We start from the raw sequence: 20,515 nt of genomic DNA on the forward strand, positions 1-20,515 counted from the left end.
GCTATCTTGGTGTGCATCAGCAGTCTGAATTGAATCCTATGGGAATAAAAACTCCAAAAACGACGCTATTTTTAGCTTTGGTGATTACGTCGCTCACCGGTGGTGCGCAGACCATCTCCGAGCCTCCCAACGCCTACCAACAGGCGATCTCCAATGCCCGTGCCGGCCGCTTCGATGCCGCCTTGCCCATGCTGGAGCGGCTGGTGCAGCAGCATCCCTACAGTCCCGCCTACCGTTACGACTGGATAGCCGTGTTGAGCTGGTCCAACCGGCACGCCGAGGCACTGGCCGCCAGCCAGGCCGTCGGCTTCACCACCCAGGTGCCAGATTACGTGGTGTCGGCCATCGGCAAATCGGCCCTCAACGCGGGGCATCCACAGCGGGCAGAGGCCGCCTACCGTAGCCTGTTGGCGCGCCACCCCCGCGATGCCGATGCAGCCCAGGGCCTGGTCATGTCTCTGCAAGCCCAACAGTTCCCGGTAGCCCCCGTGGCCCTGGCACCGTCTGCACCAACGGCACCTGCGGCACCACCGACCCTACCCAGCCGCGACTGGTCTGCCGAGCAGGCGCAGAACGGCGCGCATATCCGGGCGGCCATGGCCGTGCTGGACACCGACTTCACACTGGCCCGCTATGCGCCGATGGACGCAGCATTGGCCGACAACAGCGCCTTGACCCGCGAGGCCATCACGGCCCACCAAATGGGGATTGCACGCCGACTGCGCCTGGACCACATCGTCGGCCTACAGGCGCGTGGCACATCCGCCCAGGCGTGGAACGAATTCCAGGCCCTGGATGCCGAGGGCGATCCCCTGCCCGCCTATGCACTGACCGCCGCTGCCGATGCCTTGATGGCCCTGCGCCAGCCTGAGCAAGCCCGGGCCTTGTACCAGCGTGCACTAGCAGCCGATCCCGGCAATAGTGGTACCCAAACCGGCCTGATGTATGCCGAGCTGGAAGCCGAGAACTTTCCCGGTATGGAGCAGATCGTGCAGCAACGCCTGGAAGCGACCCAGCGTAGCGTCGCCGCGCGCCGGACCGAGGTGTCGGCCCTGCGCTTTGCCGATCGGATCCCACCCGCAGCCGCCGCTCTGGCGCAGCTCCACGCTGAATTCCCTGACGACGTGGGCCTGTGGCTGGACCAGGCCGATCTGCTCTCGCAACGCGGCCTGCCCCGTGCTGCTGCCGAACGCTACCGCGCAGTCCTCGCGGCTGACCCTGCCAACACCAAGGCCCGCATAGGTTTGACCGATGCCGTATGGGCGCAGGGCGATATCGCTGAAGCCGCGCAGATGGTGGCGGCTTTGCAAGCCGAAGCCCCAGAACACCCTGCTGTACAGCGCCTTCTGCGCGCATGGGAGCGCCGACAACGCCCCTTTTTGACCAGCAGCGCGACCTGGGGTTTTGGCAGTGGCCAGGTGACCGGCAATGACGACATGTCATGGTCAACCTCCTTGTACAGCGGCCAAAACGATCAAGGGCTGCGCATCTTCGCCACGCACCATTTGGCCCGCGCCCAATGGTGGTGGGACAGTGCGCATCTCTACCAGGGCTCTGCCAGCCATGAACGCGGCGGTGTGGGTTTGGAATGGACCCGGCGCGACCTGCAAGCCACCGTCGAAGCGGGCACCGATCTGCGCAACGGTCGCGATGCCGTGGGTGCCGTGGGTGTGAACTGGCAGGTCAATGACCACCTGTCCCTGCGAGGCCGTTACGAAAGCCAGACCAACGACTTCCCACTCAAAGGCCGGGTGCCGGATGTGGAGTCCAACCTCGGAGCCCCCACCTACCTGCACGCCGACAAAAAAACCGTCGGCGTGGCCTACCGTTGGAACGAATCGCGCCGCGTGGCCGCCGATATCTCCAGCTACCGTTTCAACGACGGCAACCAGCGCAGCGCCCTGGCCGCCAGCTGGTCCGAGCGCTTGTACAGCGGCTATGGCCGTACGCTGGACCTGCAGACCGCCGCCTACACCAGCGCCAACAGCCTGCGGGATGCGGTGTACTTCAACCCCCGGCGCGACTTTGCTGTCTCCGAAACCCTGGCGGCCGATTGGCTGACCTGGCGGCACTACGAGCGCAGCTTCAACCAACGCATAGCGGTATCCGTGGGCCTGTACCGACAGCAAAGCGGTGACGGTAGCAGCAGCGCCAGCTACGGGAAAACCTACGGCTGGAACCCGTTTTATGGCGTGCACTACGAACACGAATGGCAGTTCGGCCCTGACCGATCGTTGCGCTACGGTATCGGGGCTCGGCGCTTCCCTTACGACGGCAAGTTTGAAACCAGCCGCTACATCGACGCGACCCTGAACTGGAGATTTTGACCATGACCCCCTGCCTACCGGCGCAATTTCAGGAGATCTGAGTTGGACCATCTACTCTCCGGCTCTGCCATCCAGATGCTGTTCGACTTCACGTTTTACTACCCGCTGTTCATGTCCTACCTGTGGATGTGCGGCGGGCTGTATTACTATTTCCACTACGAGTGCAACGACCCGCCGTACGACCAGCCGCCTGGGCTGACAGAGTACCCCCCGGTCAGCATCCTGGTGCCCTGCCACAACGAAGCCAGCAACATCGAAGACACAGTAGAGTCCCTGCTGGCCATCAATTACCCCACTTTCGAGATCCTGCTGATCGACGACGGCAGCACCGATGCGTCGCCCCAGATGCTGGATGCCCTTGCCCGCCAGGACAGCCGCGTACGCGTCATCCACCTGGCCAAAAACCAGGGCAAGGCCGTGGGCCTGAACACCGCTGCCATGATGGCCAAATACGACTACTTTTTGTGCGTCGATGGCGACTCGCTGGTCGATCCCCATTGCCTGCACTGGATGATGCGGCACCTCGTCAATAGCCCCCGCGTCGGCGCGGTATCGGGCAACCCCCGCATTCGCACCCGCTCGACGCTGATCGGCCGCATCCAGGTGGGCGAGTTCTCGTCCATCATCGGCCTGATCAAGCGCGCTCAGCGCACCTACGGCAAGATGTTCACGGTGTCGGGCGTGATGGTGTGCTTTCGCCGCGCGGCATTGCACGACGCGGGCTACTGGAACCCGGATGCGTTGACCGAAGACATCGACATCAGCTGGCGGCTGCAAATGCGCCATTGGGATGTGCGCTTTGAGCCCAACGCCCTGTGCTGGATTCTGATGCCTGAAACCCTGCGTGGCTTGTGGCGGCAACGCCTGCGCTGGTCCATGGGCGGCACGCAGGTGCTGTTCAGCCAGAACGGTTTGTTCGGCCGCTGGCGGCACCGGCGCATGTTGCCGGTGTACCTGGAGTACTTCACCAGCGTGCTCTGGGCTTACACCATGGCAGTGGTATTCGCGTTGTGGACGCTCAAGCACTTTGTCCAACTGCCGCCTGCGTTGGTCATCGACACCCTGCTGCCTGAATGGAATGGCCTGGTGATCGGCAGCACCTGCCTGCTGCAATTTGCCGTCAGCATGGCGCTGGATGCGCGCTACGAAAAAGGCCTGGGCCGCTACTACTACTGGATGATCTGGTATCCGCTGGCATTTTGGATTTTGAACGTCTTCACCACCCTGGTGGCTGTGCCCAAGGTGCTGCTGCGCGGCAAACAGCGCGCCACCTGGAAAAGCCCGGACCGGGGGTTGCAACCATGAAATCACCGCTGATCATCGACCGCCCCGACCTGCAGGTCTGGCAACAGAAAGCCATGTTTGGCGCACTCACCGCCCTGTTCTGGATGCTCTGGATATTCTTGTGGATGCCGCTCATCACGTTGGTCGCCTGGCTGTTTTTCGGCCAGCGTTTCCAGCTCTATATGTTCGAGCTGGACGGCTACAAAACCTTCATGGGCTTGCTGGCGATTTACTGCCTGGTGATTGGCATCATGGGCGGTGCCTTGTTGCTGTGGGCCACCTACAACCACCTGCGCTTTCGGGGTATTGACCGCCGCCAGGAAATGCAGGCCCCGTCGGCCACTGCCATGGGCGACCTCATCAACCACCCCAGCACCGCGATTGACAACTGGCGCAACCACGCCATTGTGACCGTGCACCACGACGACCAAGGCAACATCACCCGGGTTGAGTCGACTGGGGTATCGCGGGCCTAAAGCGCCCCGCCAAACCCGCCCCGAGGGCGGGAAAACCCCCTCCCCAAAAGCCGTTTCAAGGCCAGAAACGTCAGCTATCGGTCAGCCCCCCTGCGCACACTCATTCCACTGCCAGAACGATATGTCGTCCTGTCGGCGGTTCGATTGACATACACAAAAGGGGACAACCATGACGGATCCGATCGTGGCCAGAATAGAGGCCAATCCCAAATACCACGAGCTCAAACGCAAGCGCACCCGGTTCGGCTGGCTGCTCTCTGCGCTGATGATGCTGGTCTATTACGGCTATATCGCGCTCATCGCGTTCGACAAGCCGTTTTTAGCCACACCCCTGGGCGCAGGCGTGACCACCCTCGGGATTCCCATGGGCATGGGCGTGATCGTATTTACCGTGCTGATCACCGCCATCTACGTACGCCGCGCCAACGGCGAATACGATCGCCTGACCGCCGAAATCCTGAAGGATGTCTCCAAATGAAAGCCATCCTGAAATCCGTGGGCGCCTTGGCGCTCGTGCTGGCAGCCGGTGCGGCCATGGCCGCCGGCGGCGACCTGGGCCAGGTCGACAAGCAGCCCACCAACTGGGTGGCCATCAGCATGTTTGCGATCTTTGTGGTCGCCACGCTGTTCATCACCAAATGGGCGGCCGCCAAGACCAAGTCGGCCTCTGACTTCTACACCGCAGGCGGCGGCATCACCGGCTTCCAGAACGGCCTGGCGATCGCAGGCGACTACATGTCGGCAGCGTCCTTCCTGGGTATTACCGCCACTGTCATGGCTTTCGGCTATGACGGCCTGATCTACTCTATCGGCTTCCTGGTCGGCTGGCCTGTCATCACCTTCCTGATGGCCGAGCGCCTGCGCAACCTGGGCAAGTTCACCTTCGCCGACGTGGCGGCGTACCGCTTCCAGCAAACCCCGATCCGCATGTTTGCGGCCTCGGGCACGCTGGTGGTGGTGGCTTTCTACCTGATCGCCCAGATGGTGGGTGCGGGTGCGCTGATCAAACTGCTGTTCGGCCTGGACTACTGGCTGGCGGTGGTGATCGTGGGCGGCCTGATGATGGTGTACGTGCTGTTCGGCGGCATGACGGCCACGACCTGGGTGCAGATCATCAAGGCCTGCATGCTGTTGGCGGGGGTGAGCTTTATGGCCTTCATGGTGCTGGCGCAGTTCAGCTTCAGCCCCGAGGCACTGTTTGCCAAGGCGGTGGAAGTCAAGACCCAGTTCGCCCTGAACGACGGCAAGATGCCGGACGCGGCGGCCAAGATCGGCCTGGCCATCATGGGGCCTGGTGGTTTTGTGAAAGACCCGATTTCGGCCATCTCCTTCGGCATGGCGCTGATGTTTGGTACCGCCGGTCTGCCGCACATCCTGATGCGCTTCTTCACCGTACCCAACGCCAAGGAAGCCCGTAAATCCGTGCTGTGGGCGACCACCTGGATTGGCTACTTCTACGTGCTGATCTTCATCATCGGTTTTGGTGCCATCACCCTGGTATTGACCAACCCCGAGTTCGCAGACACTGCCAAGGGCATCATCAAGGGCGGCGGCGGATCGAGCAACATGGCAGCTGTGCTGGTTGCCAAGGCAGTGGGCGGCAACGTGTTCTTCGGCTTCATCTCCGCCGTCGCATTTGCCACCATCCTGGCCGTGGTTGCAGGCTTGACCCTGTCGGGTGCCTCTGCTGTGTCGCATGACCTGTACGCCACCGTGTTCAAAAAGGGCAAGGCCGACAGCGCATCCGAGCTGAAGGTATCGCGCATCACCACCGTGGCGCTGGGTATCGTGGCTGTGGCACTGGGCATTGCGTTCGAGAAGCAAAACGTCGCCTTCATGGTGTCGCTGGCCTTCGCGATTGCAGCATCGGCCAACTTCCCCGTGCTGTTCATGTCGGTGCTGTGGAAAGACTGCACCACCCGCGGCGCGGTGGTTGGTGGCTTCATGGGCCTGATCTCGTCGGTGGGCCTGACCGTGGTGTCGCCTGCGGTGTGGGAAGTCACGCTGGGTTACGCCAAGGGCTCGGCCCTGTTCCCCTACACCTCGCCTGCGCTGTTCTCCATGACCATCGGCTTTTTCGGCATCTGGCTGTTCTCGGTCCTGGACCGCAGCCCGCAAGCCGCCAAAGAGCGCGATGCCTTCAAGTCGCAGCAAGTGCGTTCGGAAACCGGGTTCGGTGCATCGGGCGCGTCGGGCCACTAAAACGCCCCTGCCACCATGGCCCTCCGAGAGCATTCTCGGTGGGCCATCCAAAACCGTTTGCGCGGGTCGGGTCGAATCCATTCGGCCAGACCGGCCCGAACGGTTTTTGCGTTTTAACCGGAAGCCAAAGGAGCGCGCTGGGCAATCAGGGCCCACACCGCCAGTCGGCCCGGGCCATCCAAGGTACGCCAAGCACCGATTTCATCCAACGTGCGCAGGCAGCCTGTACAGAACTGGCCCACCGCATCCATTTGGCAGACACCCACACAAGGCGACGCCACTTCAGCATCTTTTAGGCTCCCTGTGCTTATGGCAACGGCGTGAGCAGCTATCAAATCCATAGTACTCATACCACCACATCCGCCACCGGCGCTTGCGTCAGCCGCACCAGGTCGTCGGGGGACAGCGCAAACACCGCGTGCGGATGCCCGGCAGCCGCCCAGATCTGGCCGAACCGGAACAACTCCCGGTCGATCAACGTCACCGATGCATGGGCGTGCGCCACCGGGGCCACGCCGCCGATGCTGAAGCCCGTGCGGGCCTTCACAAACGCTGCATCGGCCCGCCCCACCGGCCCCACCAGCGAGGTGACTTTCTGCTCGTCCACCCGCCGGTCGCCCGAGGTCACCACCAGCACCGCGGCACCGTCGGACACCCGGCGGAAAATAATGCTCTTGGCAATTTGCCCCACCGCAATGCCCAGCGCATCGGCCGCCTGCTGCGCGGTGCGGGCCGCATCGTCCAGCATGCGGGGAAGGTGGGGATGGCCCTGCGCCTGCAATTGCGTTGCCACGCGCCGCACGCCTTCCGGCAGGGGCTTGAGTTCAGCGCCACACATCAATAACCCCGCTCGCGTTGCACCACGCCCGCCACCGGCAGGCCTTGCGGCAATGCCTGCAGCTTGGTGATGATCTGCGCCAGGCTCTCTGCGTCCAGCGTGCGCGCCGATATGTGCGGCGTGATGTGGATCTTCGGGTGGCGCCAGAAAGGGTGCTCGGACGGCAATGGTTCGGTGCGAAACACGTCCAGCGTGGCCCCGGCAAGGTGGCCGCGGTCCAGCAGCGCCAGCAGGTCGGCATCCACCAGGTGCGCGCCACGCGCGACGTTGACAACATAGCCGCCCGGCTGCAGGCGCGACAAGGTGTCTTGGTTGAGGATATTTTGCGTGTCCACCGTCAGCGGCAGCAGGCAGACCAGCACTTTGCTGGCGGCCAGAAACGCATCCAGCTGCTCCGTTCCGGCAAAGCAGCGCACCCCGTCCAAGGCCTTGGGCTGGCGGCTCCAGGCGTTGATGGGGAACTCAAAACCCTGCAAGGCCCGCACCACCCGCGTGCCCAGCACACCCAGGCCCATCACGCCCACCGGAAAATCGCCGTGCACCGCCGGTGCCTGTTTGCGCCAGCGCCCGGCGCGGGCATCGGCCTCGTACGCGTCCAGCCCCCGAAAGTGCCGCAGCACCGCGTGGCACACGTACTCGGCCATTTGCACCGCCATGCCCGCGTCTTCCAGCCGCACCACCTGGGTCTGCGGGGGAATGCGCAAGCGCATCAGTGCATCGACACCCGCGCCCAGGTTGAAGACGGCCTGCAGGTGAGGCTGTTCGTCGAAAAATGCCTGCGGCGGTGCCCAGGCGATGGCGAAATCCGCCGCAGGGCTGCCGGGGCTCCACAGCGCCACCTCGGCCTCGGGCCAGACGGCGTGCAGACCGTCGATCCAGAACTGCGCCACCCCATCGGGGTTATATAAAGCGATCCGCATCCAAGTTTCCCTTTGTTTCAGATTTGCCGCGTATTGTGTCTGTTGGCGTGTCGGCAAACTCCTAGAATTTGCCCACCCATCCCACAAAGGAGACATTCATGGCAAACACCCCTTGCGAATTTGTTTGGTACGAACTGATGACCAGCGATGGCCCGGCAGCGGAAGCCTTCTACCAGGCCGTCGTGGGCTGGACGGTCAAAGATGCGGAGATGCCCGGCATGCGCTACGCCCTGGCGTCGGCGGGCGGCACGCAGGTCGGCGGCATCATGACCCTCCCGTCGGAAGCCAAGGCGGCGGGTGCCCAGCCCGGCTGGAGCGGCTACATCGCCGTGCCCGATGTAGATGCACATGCTGCACGCCTGACACAAATGGGCGGAACCGTGCACGTGCCGGGCACCGACATTCCCGGCGTGGGCCGGTTTGCCATGGTGTCCGACCCCCAAGGCGCCGTATTTGCGCTGTTCAAGGGCCTGCCTGCCGAGCGCCCTGCCCCGCCGCCCGCGGGTACGCCGGGCACCTTTGGCTGGAACGAACTGCACGCGCTGGACGATGCTGCCGCATTTGCCTTGTATGCCGACTTGTTTGGCTGGACCGCCGCCGAAGCCATGGACATGGGCCCGATGGGCATCTACCAACTATTTTCCGCAGGGTCCACGCCCATCGGCGGCATGATGCGGCGCGCCGATGGCGGCACACGCGCCAGCTGGCTGTACTACATCCATGTGGAACAGATCGATGCCGCGGCAGACCGCGTACGGGCCCACGGCGGACAGGTGCTCAACGGCCCGATGGAAGTGCCCGGAAATATGTGGATCGTGCAGTGTGTCGACCCGCAAGGCGCGCAGTTCGCGCTGCTCGGCCCGCGCTGAAATACTATTATTTATATAGCTGCTTACGCTTATGCAGTAAGCGCAAGCAGCCAATTTCCTTCAAATCGCCCAACTGCGCACCCTGCGCACCAGAGCCTTCAGAAAAGACCACAGCACCACCAGCAACCAGATGCTGAGGACCAGCACCACGCACAGCACCAATCCGAAAATGACCGGGTAGTGCGCCGCCAGCCACAGCGCACCGATGCTCAGGCCATCTTCCAGGAAGCTCAGGGCTACGTTGGAAAACGGCTCGGGCGAGGTGTTCGCGGCGGCCCGCGTGGCGGCCTTGGTGGCAAACGAGGTGGCGGCCAGCGAGCCGCCCAACAAAGCCGCTACCGCGCCCATGGTGCCGCTGTCGGCCCCGAACACGGCCGCGGCCAGGGCCGCTCCGGCGGGGATACGGACCACCGAATGCAGGATGTCCCACACGGTATCGAGCCCCGGAATCTTGTCGGCAAAGAACTCCACAAACAGCATCGCCCCGCTGGCGGCCAGCATGGCCGGGTGTTGCAGCACATGCAGGCCGGCAGGCAGGGTCCACCAGCCCAGCGCCCCGGTCAGCCCGGTGACAAACACCACGGCATAGAGCCGGATGCCGCTGGCCCAGCCCAGCGCGGCGGCCAGGGCCAGTAGCGCGGGCATGTCCAGGTGCGCGCCGCCCTGCGCCAATACGTCCCCTACAGCGCTGGTGCCCTTGGGAATGTACTGGCCCAGCGACTGCCACCAGGTGGTGAAGCTGTCCATGGCATCAGGGGGCCGTCGGCTTGACCCACACCACGGTTTCGTCTACCGCATAGAGTTGGCAAGGGGTGGTGCTGATGCGGCGGCAGCGTACCAGCGCACGCTCGGCGGGATCGGCAGGGTCGGCGGCGTCGGTAGGGGTGGTACCCACGGTGTAAACCACTTTTTCACCCGACAGCGCAAAGGCCCGGGGCATGGGCTGGGCCAGCCATTCGCGGTAGATCTTGCGCATGTTGTCGTTGCCATTGGGCAGCGCGGCCACGTCGTTCAGCGCGGCAAAACCCGAGCTGGCGTAAGGCACTATGCGCACCAAGGCACCCGAGGCAGTGGTGCTGTTGGCCGCTACCGGCTCGGTCACTGCCATCGCTTGCGCTGGTAGCTCTGGCAGCGCGGGCAAGGCAACCCGCTCGTTGCGCTTCTCAAAGAATCCACGCAAGACATCGGGGAGGCGCTGCGCCCAGGCGACCATGGCCGCATCGTCGTCCACCGCCTGCACGGGCACAAAAACCCGTACCCGGCCATATTCGTTGGTGGCGTATTTGGCGTACACCACCTCGTACACCGGGCCGGGCAAGCGCACCGATTCGGCCCGCACCCATTGTTGCGCCTGGCCATAGAAATCGGTTTGCAGTCCCAACAGGTGGCCGCTGCGCTTGAAGACCTGCAGGCATTCAGGCTCTTTCCAGGTACTGCCAAAACTGTTGCTGAACAGGGGGTTGAAAAGCTTGCAGTCGTCGGTTTTCCAGGTGATGTCGGGGAAGCGGCGCGCAGGCAGCTCCAGCACCACACCGCCACGCATGCGCCCGTCTTGCACGTCCATGGCATAGGCCACATGCACCTGCACGGATGGCGGGCGGTTGACGGCACTCCACTGGGTTTGGGCAATATAGGTCCAATTGCCAGTGGGCAACGTCAGCGTGCGGTCCACCACGGTGAGTTGCTGGTCGGCCACCGCTTTGGGCGGTGCATTGCCCGGAATGTTCAGCGCCAAAGCCTGGCTGGCCAGTCCGAACAGCGCCACCAGGTACAACGAAGGGCGGCAGATAGAGGTAAAACGCATGGTGTCTCCGATATTTGGGGGGCAGTATCCCACGCAGCTCAGGGCGGGGCGGCCGCATCCCACACCACGGCATCGTCCACCGCGTACAGCTTGCAGCTGGCATCTTTGGCAAAGCTATTGCAGCGGTCCAGTGCGGCTTGCATGGCATTGGCGCGGCCGGTGGAAGAGGCCCAGGCACCGCCCGTGGCAGAGATGGCAAAAGCCTTGGGCGATTCCGCCGCGCCATAGGCCAGGAAGCCTTGCTGCCCGCTTTCCTTGCTGCGTGGAAGGGCCTTTTCGTCGCTGATCTTGGCAAACCCCGTAGCGGACGGAGGCGGCGTGGCGTGGCTGGTGACGGGCAAGCGGCTCCGTACCGCGTGGGGTAGCCCCAGTTCTGCCAGGAACGCGTCCACCTCGGGCACCCAGATGGGCAGGCCGGCACGGGCACCGAACATGCTGTGCGCGTCGCTGCCAAAATTGCCAAAGGCCACCAGCCGGGCCTTGCCGCCGCCGTCCTGGTACTTCTGGTGCATATCTTTGTACAGCGCCGGGCGCCAATACGAGTCGTTGTCGCCATAGAACCAGAGCGAGGGTACGGTGGTTTGGCCTCCATAGGCCTGGAGGGCGCGGACCAGGTTGGATTCCCACCCCACGCACTGGTCTTGCCGCAAGCCCCCGGCAAAGTTCACCAGGCCCTTGACTCCGGGCGTTGCCAGCGTGCCAAAGGCCAGCGTGGTCAGCCCGCCGTGCGACTGGCCCACTACCAGCACCCGGCTGGTATCGGCATCGGGCACGGTTTTCAGGTGCGCCAGCACGGCGGTCACGTCTTCGGCCTGCACCCGGCCATTGCTCTCCACGTTGCAACCACCGCTAATGTAGGAGCCGCTGGACTTGGAAAAGCCCTGCCGCATCGGCACCGCCACCAGGTAGCCGCGCTGCACAAACTCGCGCGCAGGGATCTCGTACCGGGCACGCGGCTGGAACTTGGTGTTGCCGGGCGCTTTGCCGTGGTTGATGATGACCACCGGGAACGGCCCCGCGCCGGGCGGGCGGAAGAAGGTGGTTTCCAGCTCGATGGTGAACAGGCCCGCCTTCTTGACCATCTGCACCTCTTCGCGCAGGGCGGTGTTCAGCGGTGGCTCGGTTTGGGCACGGGCACCGCCGGTCCCCAGGCACAGGGCGGCCAGGGCCCACGGTAAGCATCGGGTACGGGTCATTGCATTCCTTTTAAACCCATGGAGGCCGCCCCACCATCGCGGTAGAGGTCTGCGGCTGCGGGCGGTGGCCATCAGAGAGCCTCGATACCAGATGGCGGTGCGGATAAAACACCCTCGGGTGCATTGCTTCAAAAAATCATACACACGAAGCGCAAAAAAGCGATGGGGCGGATCGCTCCGCCCCATCGCTTGCCTGCCAGCCGCGGTTTACACCACCGCCACCATCTGCTTCACCAGCGCCATGCGCTTGCTGGTGTGGGTGCCGGTGAGCACGAATCCGTGCGCGCGCTCGGGTGCATCTGCCGGGGCAAACCACCATTCGCCCAGGGTCTGCTCCACCCACGCGCCCAGGTAGCCGGGGGCGGGCGGGTGCGCCACGATGGGCAGGGCCGGGGTTTTGATGGCCACCGGCATGGCGGCAAATTCCAGCGTGGCTGCGGTGCCGCACAGATTCGCCGCCAGCACTTTGGCCGCCGCCATGATGGGCATCACATACGGCAAGGTACGGCCCGTGGGCGCGCCGGGGCTGGCCGCGCTGGCGTACTGCGCGCCGTCGCCCAGCGCCCACACATGGGGGGCACTGGTTTGCAACTGGCGGTTCACGGCGATGCCGCGCTCGCAGGCAATACCGGCGGCTTGGGCCAGCGTGGTGTCGGCCCGCAGGCCGATGGCGCTGAGCACGATGTCGGCGGCGATGCGCTGGCCGTTGGCCAGGGTAAGCGACAGCGCACCGGCCAGCGGCTCCACGCTCTGCACCGTGGTGCCAAGGTGCCACTGCACCGACAGGCCCTCCAACGCGGCTTGCAGCTGGGCACTGGCGGTGGGCGGCAGCAAGGCGGCCAGCGGGCGGTCGGCGGGATCGACCACCGCCACGGCATAGCCCGCACCGGCCAGGTCGTTGGCAAATTCACAGCCGATCAGGCCCGCGCCCATGATGGCCACTCGGGCACCGTCCCCCAGCGCGGTCAGGCGCTGGTGGAACACGCCGAAGTCGGCCAGCGAATTGACCGACAGCACCTGGTCAGATGCCGCGCCCGCCAGGGGCACGCGGATGGGCTGCGCGCCGGTGGCCAGCACCAGGTCGCGGTAGCCCAGCGGGCCGGTGGAGGTGTGCACCACCTGGGCGGCGGTGTCGATGGCCGTGACCTGGGTGTGCGACAGCAGGGTGACGTTCAGCGTCTGCGCGATGGTGGCTGCCGGGGTGGTGACCAGCTGCGCCGGGCCGCGCTTTTGGCCAAACGCGTTGGACAGCGTGGGCTTGGCGTAGAAGTCGCCCGCGTCGGCAGTCACCAGGGTGATGGGCGTGGTGGTGTCGAGCTTGCGGAACTCGCGCACCGTCTGCCAACCGGCCAGGCCCGCGCCGATGATGAGGAGCGGCCGGTCCATTAAATTTCGACGGGCTCGAAGTCGGCCTTGGCCACGCCGCAGTCGGGGCATTCCCAGCTGGCGGGCACGTCGGCCCACACGGTGCCTGCGGCAATGCCGTCTTCGGGACGGCCCGCGGCCTCGTCGTACACAAAGCCGCAAACGATACAGATATAGGTTTTCATCGTGGTTCCTTCAATTTATATAAAAAGTGCCTCTAGCGCTTATTCAATGAGCGTGAGCAGCTATTAAAAACGTAGTAATTATGCCGTGGCAGTCAAGCTGTCCAGGTGCGCCTGGTAGTGGTTGGCGTGGCGCTCTTCGACCTTGGCCAGGGCGGCGAAGCGTTTTTGCGCCTTGGCCAGGGTGGCGACGAACTGGGCGGCGTGGACCTTGGATTCCTCGATCTGCTCGTCCATCTCGGCCACGGCGGCGGCATTGCCCTCGGCTTCGGCGGTGGCGCGGAAGCCGGGGTACATCTCGGTGTACTCGTAGGTTTCGCCGTCGATGGCGATCTGCAGTGCCTTGGCCGGGGTCATGCTGGCCTTGGGGTAGAGCAGGTCCAGGTGGCCGAAGGCGTGCATCACTTCCTGGTCGGCGGTGGCCTCAAACACTTTGGCCGTGGCTTCGTCGCCGGCTTCCCGCGCCAGCTTGGCGAAGTAGCGGTACTTGATGTGGGCCATGGACTCGCCTGCGAAGGCCGATTCGAGGTTGGCGAGGGTTTTGATTTCTGGGCGTTGGCTGGCGACGGACATCGTGGGCTCCTGTGGGGTTAAGTCGTTGTGAACAGGTGCAATCTTACGGCGAATAGATTGTTATTAACAATTGATAAAACCTAATCGATTGATAGCAGCTATGGAATCGCAAAAAGCCGACCTGGCCTTGCTACACCAGCAATCCGGCCAGTTGCTCCATGCCGGTAAACGTCTGGTAGGCCCCCGCCTCCATCAGCGCCTGGGCGTCCACGTGGCCGGAGGTAGCGGGCGCGTAGCCGAACACCGTGGCCCCGGCGGCCACGCCTGCGCGCACGCCGGTGGTGGTGTCTTCCACCACGGCGCAGCGGGCCGGGTTGGCCTGCAACGCGGCAGCGGCGGCCAGGTACACGTCGGGCCAGGGCTTGGTGCGGGGCATTTCATGGCCGCTGAAGACCAGCCCCTTGAAATACGCTGCCAGGGCCACTTTTTCCAGTTGCAGCTCGATCTTGATGCGGTCGGCCCCGGAGGCACAGGCGATACGGCCGCCATAGGCGGCGTGCACCACCTCGATGGCGGCATGGATGCCGGGCACCGGTTGCAGCCGGGTCTGCAGCGCGTGGTTGCGCCGGGCGCGGAACTCCAGCATCCAGGCCTCGGTGAGCGGGCGGCCGGTGCGGGCTTCGATGGCGGGGGCTTCGTCCATCACGGTCTTGCCGACAAACAAACGCATGCATTCGGCCAGCGTCATAGCCCAGCCGCTCTCGGCCAGCAGGTCGCGCAGCACGCCAATGGTCAGCGGCTCGGAATCCACCAGCACGCCATCACAGTCAAACAATACGGCATCAAACTTCATGCGACTTCACTCTCTAGAGGTTGGGGAAATTTTCAAGGGTCAAATTGGCCTCTTGCGCTTATGCATAGAGCGCAAGAAGCTATAAAACATATAGCACCAGGCGGATTTATGCCGCAGCACCCAGCCCATGGTAAACGGGGCTTGCTATGCTCTACCCATGGCCCATTTACTCATAGTTGAAGACGACGATTTGCTGCGCGACGGCCTGGCAGCCCAATTGGGGCTGGCGGGGCACCAGACCACCACCGCCGCCAATGGCGCGCTGGCCCAGGAGCAGCTGGAAGCCAACCGCTTCGACGGCGTGGTGCTGGACCTGGGTTTGCCGCTGGTGGACGGCATGGCGGTGCTGCGCTGGATCCGCAAACGTCTGCTGGCCCTGCCGGTGCTGATTCTGACGGCGCGCGACGGCGTGGAAGACCGCATCGAAGGCCTGAACGCCGGGGCCGACGACTACCTCACCAAGCCCTTCAACATGGCCGAACTGGAAGCCCGCCTGGGCGCCATGCTGCGCCGCTCGCGCCTGCCCGCCTTTGGCGGCTCGCTGGAGCTGCAAATGGGCGAAGCGGGCCGCCTGCGGCTGGATGCCACGCAACCCTTGGCCTGGCTGGGCGACGAGCCGCTGGAGCTGACCCAGCGCGAATGGGCGCTGCTGTCGCTGCTGGTGGCCAATGCGGGCCAGGTGGTGGGCCGCGAAGACGTGCTCAGCGCCTGGAAGGCCGACCCCAGCGACCCCAGCGACACCACCAACACCGGCTCCAACGCGCTGGAGGTGTACGTGCACCGCCTGCGCCGCAAGTTGGCCGACTCGGGCCTGAGCATCCGCAACGTGCGCGGCCTGGGCTACATGCTGGAAACCACCACACCATGAGCCTGCCGGGCCTGCCGCCGGGCCTGCAAAAAGACAAAGCCCCCGGCCTGTCGCTCAAGCGCCAACTGCTGCTGTGGCTGCTGCTGCCGCAACTGCTGCTGTGGCTGGTGGGCGGGCTGCTGGCCTACCGCATCGCGCTGAACTACGCCGAAAAGGGCATTGACCAGTCGCTGACCCAGTCGGTGCGCTCGCTGGCGCGCCAGGTCAAGCCCATGGGCTCGGGCCTGCTGGTGGACTTTCCGCGGGCCGCGCGCGACATCCTGGAAGAAGACCCGACCGACCGCGTCAGCTACATGGTGTCGTCGCCACCCGGCCAGTTTGTGCTGGGCAACAGCAAGCTGCCCGACCCCCTGCTCGATGTCCACGTGGAGCCAGGCAAACCCCTGATTTACGAAACCCTGCTTGACAAAAAGCCGGTGCGCGTGGCCCTGCTGGAAGTCAACTACGGCGATGCCGAGGCGCCCCAGCGCCTGCGCGTACAGGTGGCCAAAAGCCTGGCGGTGCAGCAACGCATTGCCCGCGAACTGGTGGCCGACATGCTGGTGCCGCTGGTGCTGCTGGGCGCGCTGATCGGCACCGTGGTGTTCATCGGCGTGGGCCGGGGCCTGCAGCCCCTCAAGCGCCTGGAGGCCCTGCTGGGCGACCGGGCCCACCGCAGCGTTACCACCCTGCTGCCTATCGCGCTGACCCAGGCCCCGCTGGAAGTGCATTCGCTGGCCGAGGCGGTGAACCAGATGCTGGCCGCCGTGCGGCGCAGCCTGGGGCAGGAAAAGCGCTTCATCAACGATGCCGCCCACCAGCTGCGCACCCCGCTGGCGGGCCTGATCAGCCAGACCGAGCTGGCCCTGGCCGAGCGCGACCCGCAGGCCCTGCAAGAGCGGCTCACCAAGGTGCACGCCGGGGCCCTGCGCAGCGCCCACCTGGTGCACCAGCTGCTGTCGCTGGCCCGCACCGAGGCCGACATCACGCCGCAGCCACTGGACGTGGCCGCGCTGGCCCGCGAAGTGGCCCGCGAATGGACACCCCGCGCCATCTCGGCGGGCATCGACCTGGGCTACGAGGGCGAAGACAGCCTGGTCACCCAGGGCGAAAAGCTGCTGCTGCGCGAAGCCCTCAGCAACCTGATCGACAACGCCCTGCACTACGCGGGCCGGGGGGCCACCGTGACCTTGCGGGTGCAGCGCCAGCAAGGCTTTGCGGTGGTGGAGGTGGAAGACAATGGCCCGGGCCTGCAAGAGGCCGATGTACCCCGGGTTTTCGAGCGCTTCTGGCGTGCCAGCGAGCTGCCCGGCGGCTGCGGCCTGGGCCTGGCCATCGTGCAAGAAATCACCCTGCGCCACCGTGGCACCGCCGAGGCCCGGAACATGGACCCGCAGGGCCTGTGCGTGCGCTTGCGGCTGCCGCTGCCAGCGTTTCCGCTGACCTCGGGCGACTTCCGCCACCCGCCGCCATTTCCGCCCGTGCCATGAAGGCGGCTGTGGGATACTGGCCTGCGGGGCCTTGCCGGCCTGCCGCCACTGCCCCTTTGTCGACGACAGCCAGGTTCTTTCAAATCCGCACATGCGTATTTCTCGACCCTCCCTGAGGGTGGCCATCTCGGTGCCGTTTGCACTGATCCTGGCCACCACCGTAGCCTTGCTGGCCGCCACGCAGCAAGACAACAACACCCGCCTGATCGACAAGACCAGCGTACGCATCCTGGACGCGCTCTCCGCAGCGTCGACCAACCGCCTGGCGCATTTTCTGGAAGAGCCATTCCGCATCCAGAGCGGCATTGCCGACGCCATTGCGCGCCATGGCCTGTACCGGCCCCACGACCTGGGCCCGGTCTACCGCTACCTGGGCGGGGTGTACCAGGATCTGTACCGCGAGCCCGCGCAGATGAGTGCGCTGGGTTTTGGCAGTGCCACCGGCGAATACGCCGGCATGCGCCGCGAAGACGCGAATGCTGGTTTCACCCTGATACTCAAAGACGGCTCGACCCGCGGACAGCTGCGGATTTACAAAGGCAGCCAACCTGGGGAAGTCCTGGCCGCCTACGACCAGTACGATCCGCGCGGACGGCCCTGGTATGCGCCCATTGCCCAGTCGGGCCAGCCGGGCTGGTCGACCCTGTACACCAACTACGACGAGCGGGCCGAAATCACCATCTCGGCATCCACGCCCGTCAAGGCGGGGCCCCAATTGCTCGGCGTCATGTCGGCCGACGTCAAGATCAACGGCCTGAACCAGTTTTTGTTCGACGAGCCGCTGCGGGGTGCCGCCGTCATCGCGATTGTCGACCTGGAGGGGCAACTGGTGGCGTTTTCAGAGCCGGGTTCGGTGCTCGCCGATGGCACGACGGGCACCCCGCGCGGGCAACGCCTGCGCCTGTCGGAGGGGGCCAACCCGGTGCTGCGCGCCGCCGCGAAGCCCGTGGCCGATGCCCCCACCGAGAGTGCGTTCAGCTTTCAAATGCAAGTCAACGGCAAGCTGTACATCTGCCGGGTGACACCGTATTCGGACATCCGGGGGCTGAACTGGCGCATCGTGACCCTGGTGCCCGAATCCGAACTGCTGGGCGACATCCGCGCTGGCAGCCAGCGCAGCCTGGCCTGGATCGTGGGCTTTGCGTCGCTGGGTTTTGTGCTGGGGCTGTGGGCGATTGGCTGGGTCACGCGGCCCATCCAGCGTACGGCCCAGGCGGCAAACCAGCTGGCGCTGGGCCAGTGGGACACGGCCCTCGACACCGGCGGCGCGGTGCAGGAAACCGACACCCTGGTACGGGCTTTCAATGCGATGGCGCAGCGCCTGCAGCGGGCCTTCAACAACATGCAGGACCAGTTGCGCTTTGATGGCCTGACCCAGCTGCGGACCCGCCGCGGGCTACTGGAGGAGGCGCAATGGGACGGCACCCGGCCCGCCGTGCTCTGCCTGTTGGGACTGGATGGGTTTCGGGCCATCAATGACAACGTGGGCCACGCCACCGGCGAGCGCCTGTTGCTGGCCATCGCCGAGCGCATGCGGGCCCAGTTGCCCAACCAGGTTCTGATGGCCCGCGTGGGCGGTGACGAATTTGCGCTGCTGCACCTGGATACCCGACAGACCGCCGCGGAACTGGGCGCACAGGCCGTGCAACTTTTCGCCACCCCATTTGCCTCGGGGGGCGACGAGATCCAGGTCAGTGCTTCGGTAGGGGTGGTCGAAGGGCTGCTACCGGCCGATGGCCTGTCCGAATGGCTGCGCAATGCCAGCGTGGCGCTGGGCGAGGTCAAGCGCCGCAGCCGGGGCGCATTCGGGGTGTTTGAACCCGGCATGGTGGAGCAATCGCAGGAGCAGGCGCGGCTGGCCAATGAATTGCGCCAGGCGCTGGAGCGCGAACAATTTCTGGTCTATTACCAGACCGTCATCGACATGGCGACCGGCAGCGTCAGCGGTGTCGAAGCGCTGGTGCGCTGGCAAAGCCCATTGCGCGGCTTGGTGCCGCCCGGCATCTTCATTCCGGTGGCGGAAAGTTCCGACCTGATCCTGGCGCTGGGCGACTGGGTGCTGCGCACCGCCACCCGCGATGTGGCCCGGCACCTGGCGCAGCTGGCACCAGATTTCGACTTGCATGTGAACGTGTCGGCCCGGCAACTGATCCAGTCCGACTTCGTTGCCACGCTGAAACAGGCCCTTCGGGAGAGCGGGTTGCCGCCCCGGAGCCTGACGCTGGAGCTGACCGAATCCGTGCTCATCGAACAAAACGGCCAGACCGTGGAGCGCTTGCGCGAGATCCGCGCTCTGGGGGTCAAAATTGCCATCGACGACTTCGGGACCGGCTATTCCTCGCTGGCCTACCTGGGGCGGCTGCCGTTCGACTGCCTCAAGGTGGACCAGAGCTTTGTGCGCACCCTGTGCAGCTCGCCGCAGGACGCGGCGATTGTGGCGGCGGTGTTGCAGATGGCCAAAGGCTTTGGCGTGGATGTCGTGGCCGAGGGCGTGGAAACCGAAGCCCAGGCCCAGCGCCTGCAAGAGATGGGCTGCCGCCACGCCCAGGGCTACTGGTTTGGCCGTCCACTGCCCTGGTCCCGGATCGACTGGGCCCCGCATCCACTCACCCAACCCTTCACCGATATCCCCTAAAAATGGCAGTTTGTGCCTATGAATAGAGCACAAGCAGCTATTAAATAAGTAGCAATTCGCATACACCACCTCGGTGTGTTGGACCAGCCGTGCCGGGTGCCCCGCGTGCGGCACCGTGCAGCAGCCCGGCCGACCCGGTTGCGATGGGGGTGCCGTGCTGGAAAGCCCGCAGATTTGGAAGCCGGTTTGCGACACGGCGTGGGCAGGCCGTGGCCGCTTGCCCGGTGGGATTGTCCAGCCGATGACGCGTTTTGCAGGGCGTCCATCGGGCCGCTCAGGCTCTGCGGTGGCACGGGTTCAGGCCCACCTTCAGCATGCCCCTCGTGGCGCGGGACGGTGTGGGTTGCGACCGACGCATCCGCACTCTTCTTGGATTCGCGCTTTCGTCGCCCTACGCCCAGTCGCGTCCAACACAAACATTCCATGCGGCATCGGAAAACCGCAGCAAGAGCTCGCGTTTTGCATACACTAATTATTACATTAACAATTGTTTTAATACATTTAAAACAGGCATCTTCAACTATTGCATTGTCTACAATATTAGAAATGTAAATTTACTGTCCTCACTTTTTTTACAAATTTAATAAGTACACCGCACCGATGTGTCGGCCTTGTTAAAGGCCCAACGCGCTTGTCGTGGCACCCAGCACCACAAGCTGCCAGCCCCCCAACCGCATGAAAAAGACGTGGGCGGCAGGCCGTCAGACCGGGTTG

The 20,515-nt window shown here is 64.6% G+C and carries 19 protein-coding genes; 9 read left to right on the top strand and 10 right to left on the bottom strand.

Going from position 1 to position 20,515, the window contains the following annotated elements; all coding sequences use genetic code 11:
- Window positions 1–80 precede the first annotated feature (80 nt).
- From pgaA to AB3G31_RS19350, 5 genes are all read left to right on the top strand, one after another.
- Window positions 81–2,327: a poly-beta-1,6 N-acetyl-D-glucosamine export porin PgaA gene (gene pgaA / locus AB3G31_RS19330; protein WP_367847686.1), complete on the top strand. Its 2,247-nt coding sequence runs from the start codon at window positions 81–83 to the stop codon at window positions 2,325–2,327.
- Window positions 2,328–2,369: 42 nt separating this feature from the next.
- Window positions 2,370–3,632, top strand: a complete 1,263-nt coding sequence (gene pgaC / locus AB3G31_RS19335; protein WP_367847687.1) for a poly-beta-1,6-N-acetyl-D-glucosamine synthase — start codon at window positions 2,370–2,372, stop codon at window positions 3,630–3,632.
- Window positions 3,629–4,087 (top strand): poly-beta-1,6-N-acetyl-D-glucosamine biosynthesis protein PgaD, encoded by a 459-nt coding sequence (gene pgaD / locus AB3G31_RS19340; RefSeq protein WP_367847688.1) that lies wholly within the window; start codon window positions 3,629–3,631, stop codon window positions 4,085–4,087. Before pgaC ends, pgaD begins: the two co-directional genes overlap by 4 nt.
- A gap of 169 nt (window positions 4,088–4,256) precedes the next feature.
- The gene (locus AB3G31_RS19345; protein ID WP_367847689.1) at window positions 4,257–4,565 is read left to right on the top strand and encodes a DUF485 domain-containing protein; all 309 of its coding nucleotides are present in this window, start codon (window positions 4,257–4,259) and stop codon (window positions 4,563–4,565) included.
- Complete coding sequence (locus AB3G31_RS19350; protein ID WP_367847690.1) at window positions 4,562–6,289, top strand: cation acetate symporter; 1,728 nt, start codon at window positions 4,562–4,564, stop codon at window positions 6,287–6,289. Before AB3G31_RS19345 ends, AB3G31_RS19350 begins: the two co-directional genes overlap by 4 nt.
- 113 nt (window positions 6,290–6,402) lie before the next feature.
- On the opposite strand, the gene AB3G31_RS19355 is transcribed toward AB3G31_RS19350, so the two are convergent.
- Genes AB3G31_RS19355 through AB3G31_RS19365 form a run of 3 tightly spaced genes read right to left on the bottom strand, consistent with a single transcriptional unit; the run spans window position 6,403 to window position 8,047 of the window.
- Entirely contained in the window at window positions 6,403–6,639 is a 237-nt protein-coding gene (locus AB3G31_RS19355; protein ID WP_367847691.1) for a DUF1289 domain-containing protein, read from the bottom strand.
- Window positions 6,636–7,127, bottom strand: a complete 492-nt coding sequence (locus AB3G31_RS19360; protein WP_367847692.1) for a YbaK/EbsC family protein — start codon at window positions 7,125–7,127, stop codon at window positions 6,636–6,638. The genes AB3G31_RS19355 and AB3G31_RS19360 overlap by 4 nt, the downstream gene beginning before the upstream one ends.
- Window positions 7,127–8,047, bottom strand: coding sequence for a 2-hydroxyacid dehydrogenase (locus AB3G31_RS19365; protein WP_367847693.1), 921 nt, complete (start codon window positions 8,045–8,047; stop codon window positions 7,127–7,129). The genes AB3G31_RS19360 and AB3G31_RS19365 overlap by 1 nt, the downstream gene beginning before the upstream one ends.
- A 98-nt stretch (window positions 8,048–8,145) precedes the next feature.
- Here AB3G31_RS19365 and AB3G31_RS19370 point away from each other — a divergent pair, with 98 nt between their 5' ends.
- The gene (locus AB3G31_RS19370) at window positions 8,146–8,916 is read left to right on the top strand and encodes a VOC family protein (protein ID WP_367847694.1); all 771 of its coding nucleotides are present in this window, start codon (window positions 8,146–8,148) and stop codon (window positions 8,914–8,916) included.
- A 60-nt stretch (window positions 8,917–8,976) separates the two neighbouring features.
- On the opposite strand, the gene AB3G31_RS19375 is transcribed toward AB3G31_RS19370, so the two are convergent.
- The 7 genes from AB3G31_RS19375 to AB3G31_RS19405 all read right to left on the bottom strand — a co-directional run bounded on the left by AB3G31_RS19375 (window position 8,977) and on the right by AB3G31_RS19405 (window position 14,829).
- Window positions 8,977–9,663 (bottom strand): DUF4126 domain-containing protein, encoded by a 687-nt coding sequence (locus AB3G31_RS19375; RefSeq protein WP_367847695.1) that lies wholly within the window; start codon window positions 9,661–9,663, stop codon window positions 8,977–8,979.
- Window positions 9,664–9,667: 4 nt separating this feature from the next.
- The gene (locus AB3G31_RS19380) at window positions 9,668–10,720 is read right to left on the bottom strand and encodes a hypothetical protein (protein ID WP_367847696.1); all 1,053 of its coding nucleotides are present in this window, start codon (window positions 10,718–10,720) and stop codon (window positions 9,668–9,670) included.
- A gap of 38 nt (window positions 10,721–10,758) precedes the next feature.
- On the bottom strand, window positions 10,759–11,916 hold the full coding sequence (locus AB3G31_RS19385; protein ID WP_367847697.1) for a dienelactone hydrolase family protein: 1,158 nt from the start codon (window positions 11,914–11,916) through the stop codon (window positions 10,759–10,761).
- A gap of 207 nt (window positions 11,917–12,123) precedes the next feature.
- A complete protein-coding gene (locus AB3G31_RS19390; RefSeq protein WP_367847698.1) occupies window positions 12,124–13,302 on the bottom strand; it encodes an FAD-dependent oxidoreductase in 1,179 nt (392 codons plus the stop codon).
- Window positions 13,302–13,466, bottom strand: coding sequence for a rubredoxin (locus tag AB3G31_RS19395; RefSeq protein WP_367847699.1), 165 nt, complete (start codon window positions 13,464–13,466; stop codon window positions 13,302–13,304). Before AB3G31_RS19395 ends, AB3G31_RS19390 begins: the two co-directional genes overlap by 1 nt.
- A 78-nt stretch (window positions 13,467–13,544) precedes the next feature.
- The gene (locus AB3G31_RS19400; RefSeq protein ID WP_315244605.1) at window positions 13,545–14,036 is read right to left on the bottom strand and encodes a rubrerythrin family protein; all 492 of its coding nucleotides are present in this window, start codon (window positions 14,034–14,036) and stop codon (window positions 13,545–13,547) included.
- Window positions 14,037–14,166: 130 nt separating this feature from the next.
- Entirely contained in the window at window positions 14,167–14,829 is a 663-nt protein-coding gene (locus AB3G31_RS19405; protein ID WP_367847700.1) for an HAD family hydrolase, read from the bottom strand.
- A 157-nt stretch (window positions 14,830–14,986) separates the two neighbouring features.
- Between AB3G31_RS19405 and AB3G31_RS19410 the strand changes: the two genes are divergently transcribed.
- From AB3G31_RS19410 to AB3G31_RS19420, 3 genes are all read left to right on the top strand, one after another.
- Window positions 14,987–15,697 carry a response regulator gene (locus AB3G31_RS19410; RefSeq protein WP_367847701.1) on the top strand — a complete coding sequence of 237 codons (711 nt, stop codon included), beginning with the start codon at window positions 14,987–14,989 and terminating at the stop codon, window positions 15,695–15,697.
- Window positions 15,694–17,166, top strand: a complete 1,473-nt coding sequence (locus AB3G31_RS19415) for a sensor histidine kinase (RefSeq protein ID WP_367847702.1) — start codon at window positions 15,694–15,696, stop codon at window positions 17,164–17,166. Before AB3G31_RS19410 ends, AB3G31_RS19415 begins: the two co-directional genes overlap by 4 nt.
- Window positions 17,167–17,257: 91 nt before the next feature.
- A complete protein-coding gene (locus AB3G31_RS19420) occupies window positions 17,258–19,801 on the top strand; it encodes an EAL domain-containing protein (protein WP_367847703.1) in 2,544 nt (847 codons plus the stop codon).
- Window positions 19,802–20,515 lie beyond the last annotated feature (714 nt).

It is taken from the genome of Rhodoferax sp. WC2427, assembly GCF_040822085.1.
Classification (GTDB): Bacteria; Pseudomonadota; Gammaproteobacteria; order Burkholderiales; family Burkholderiaceae_C; genus Rhodoferax_B.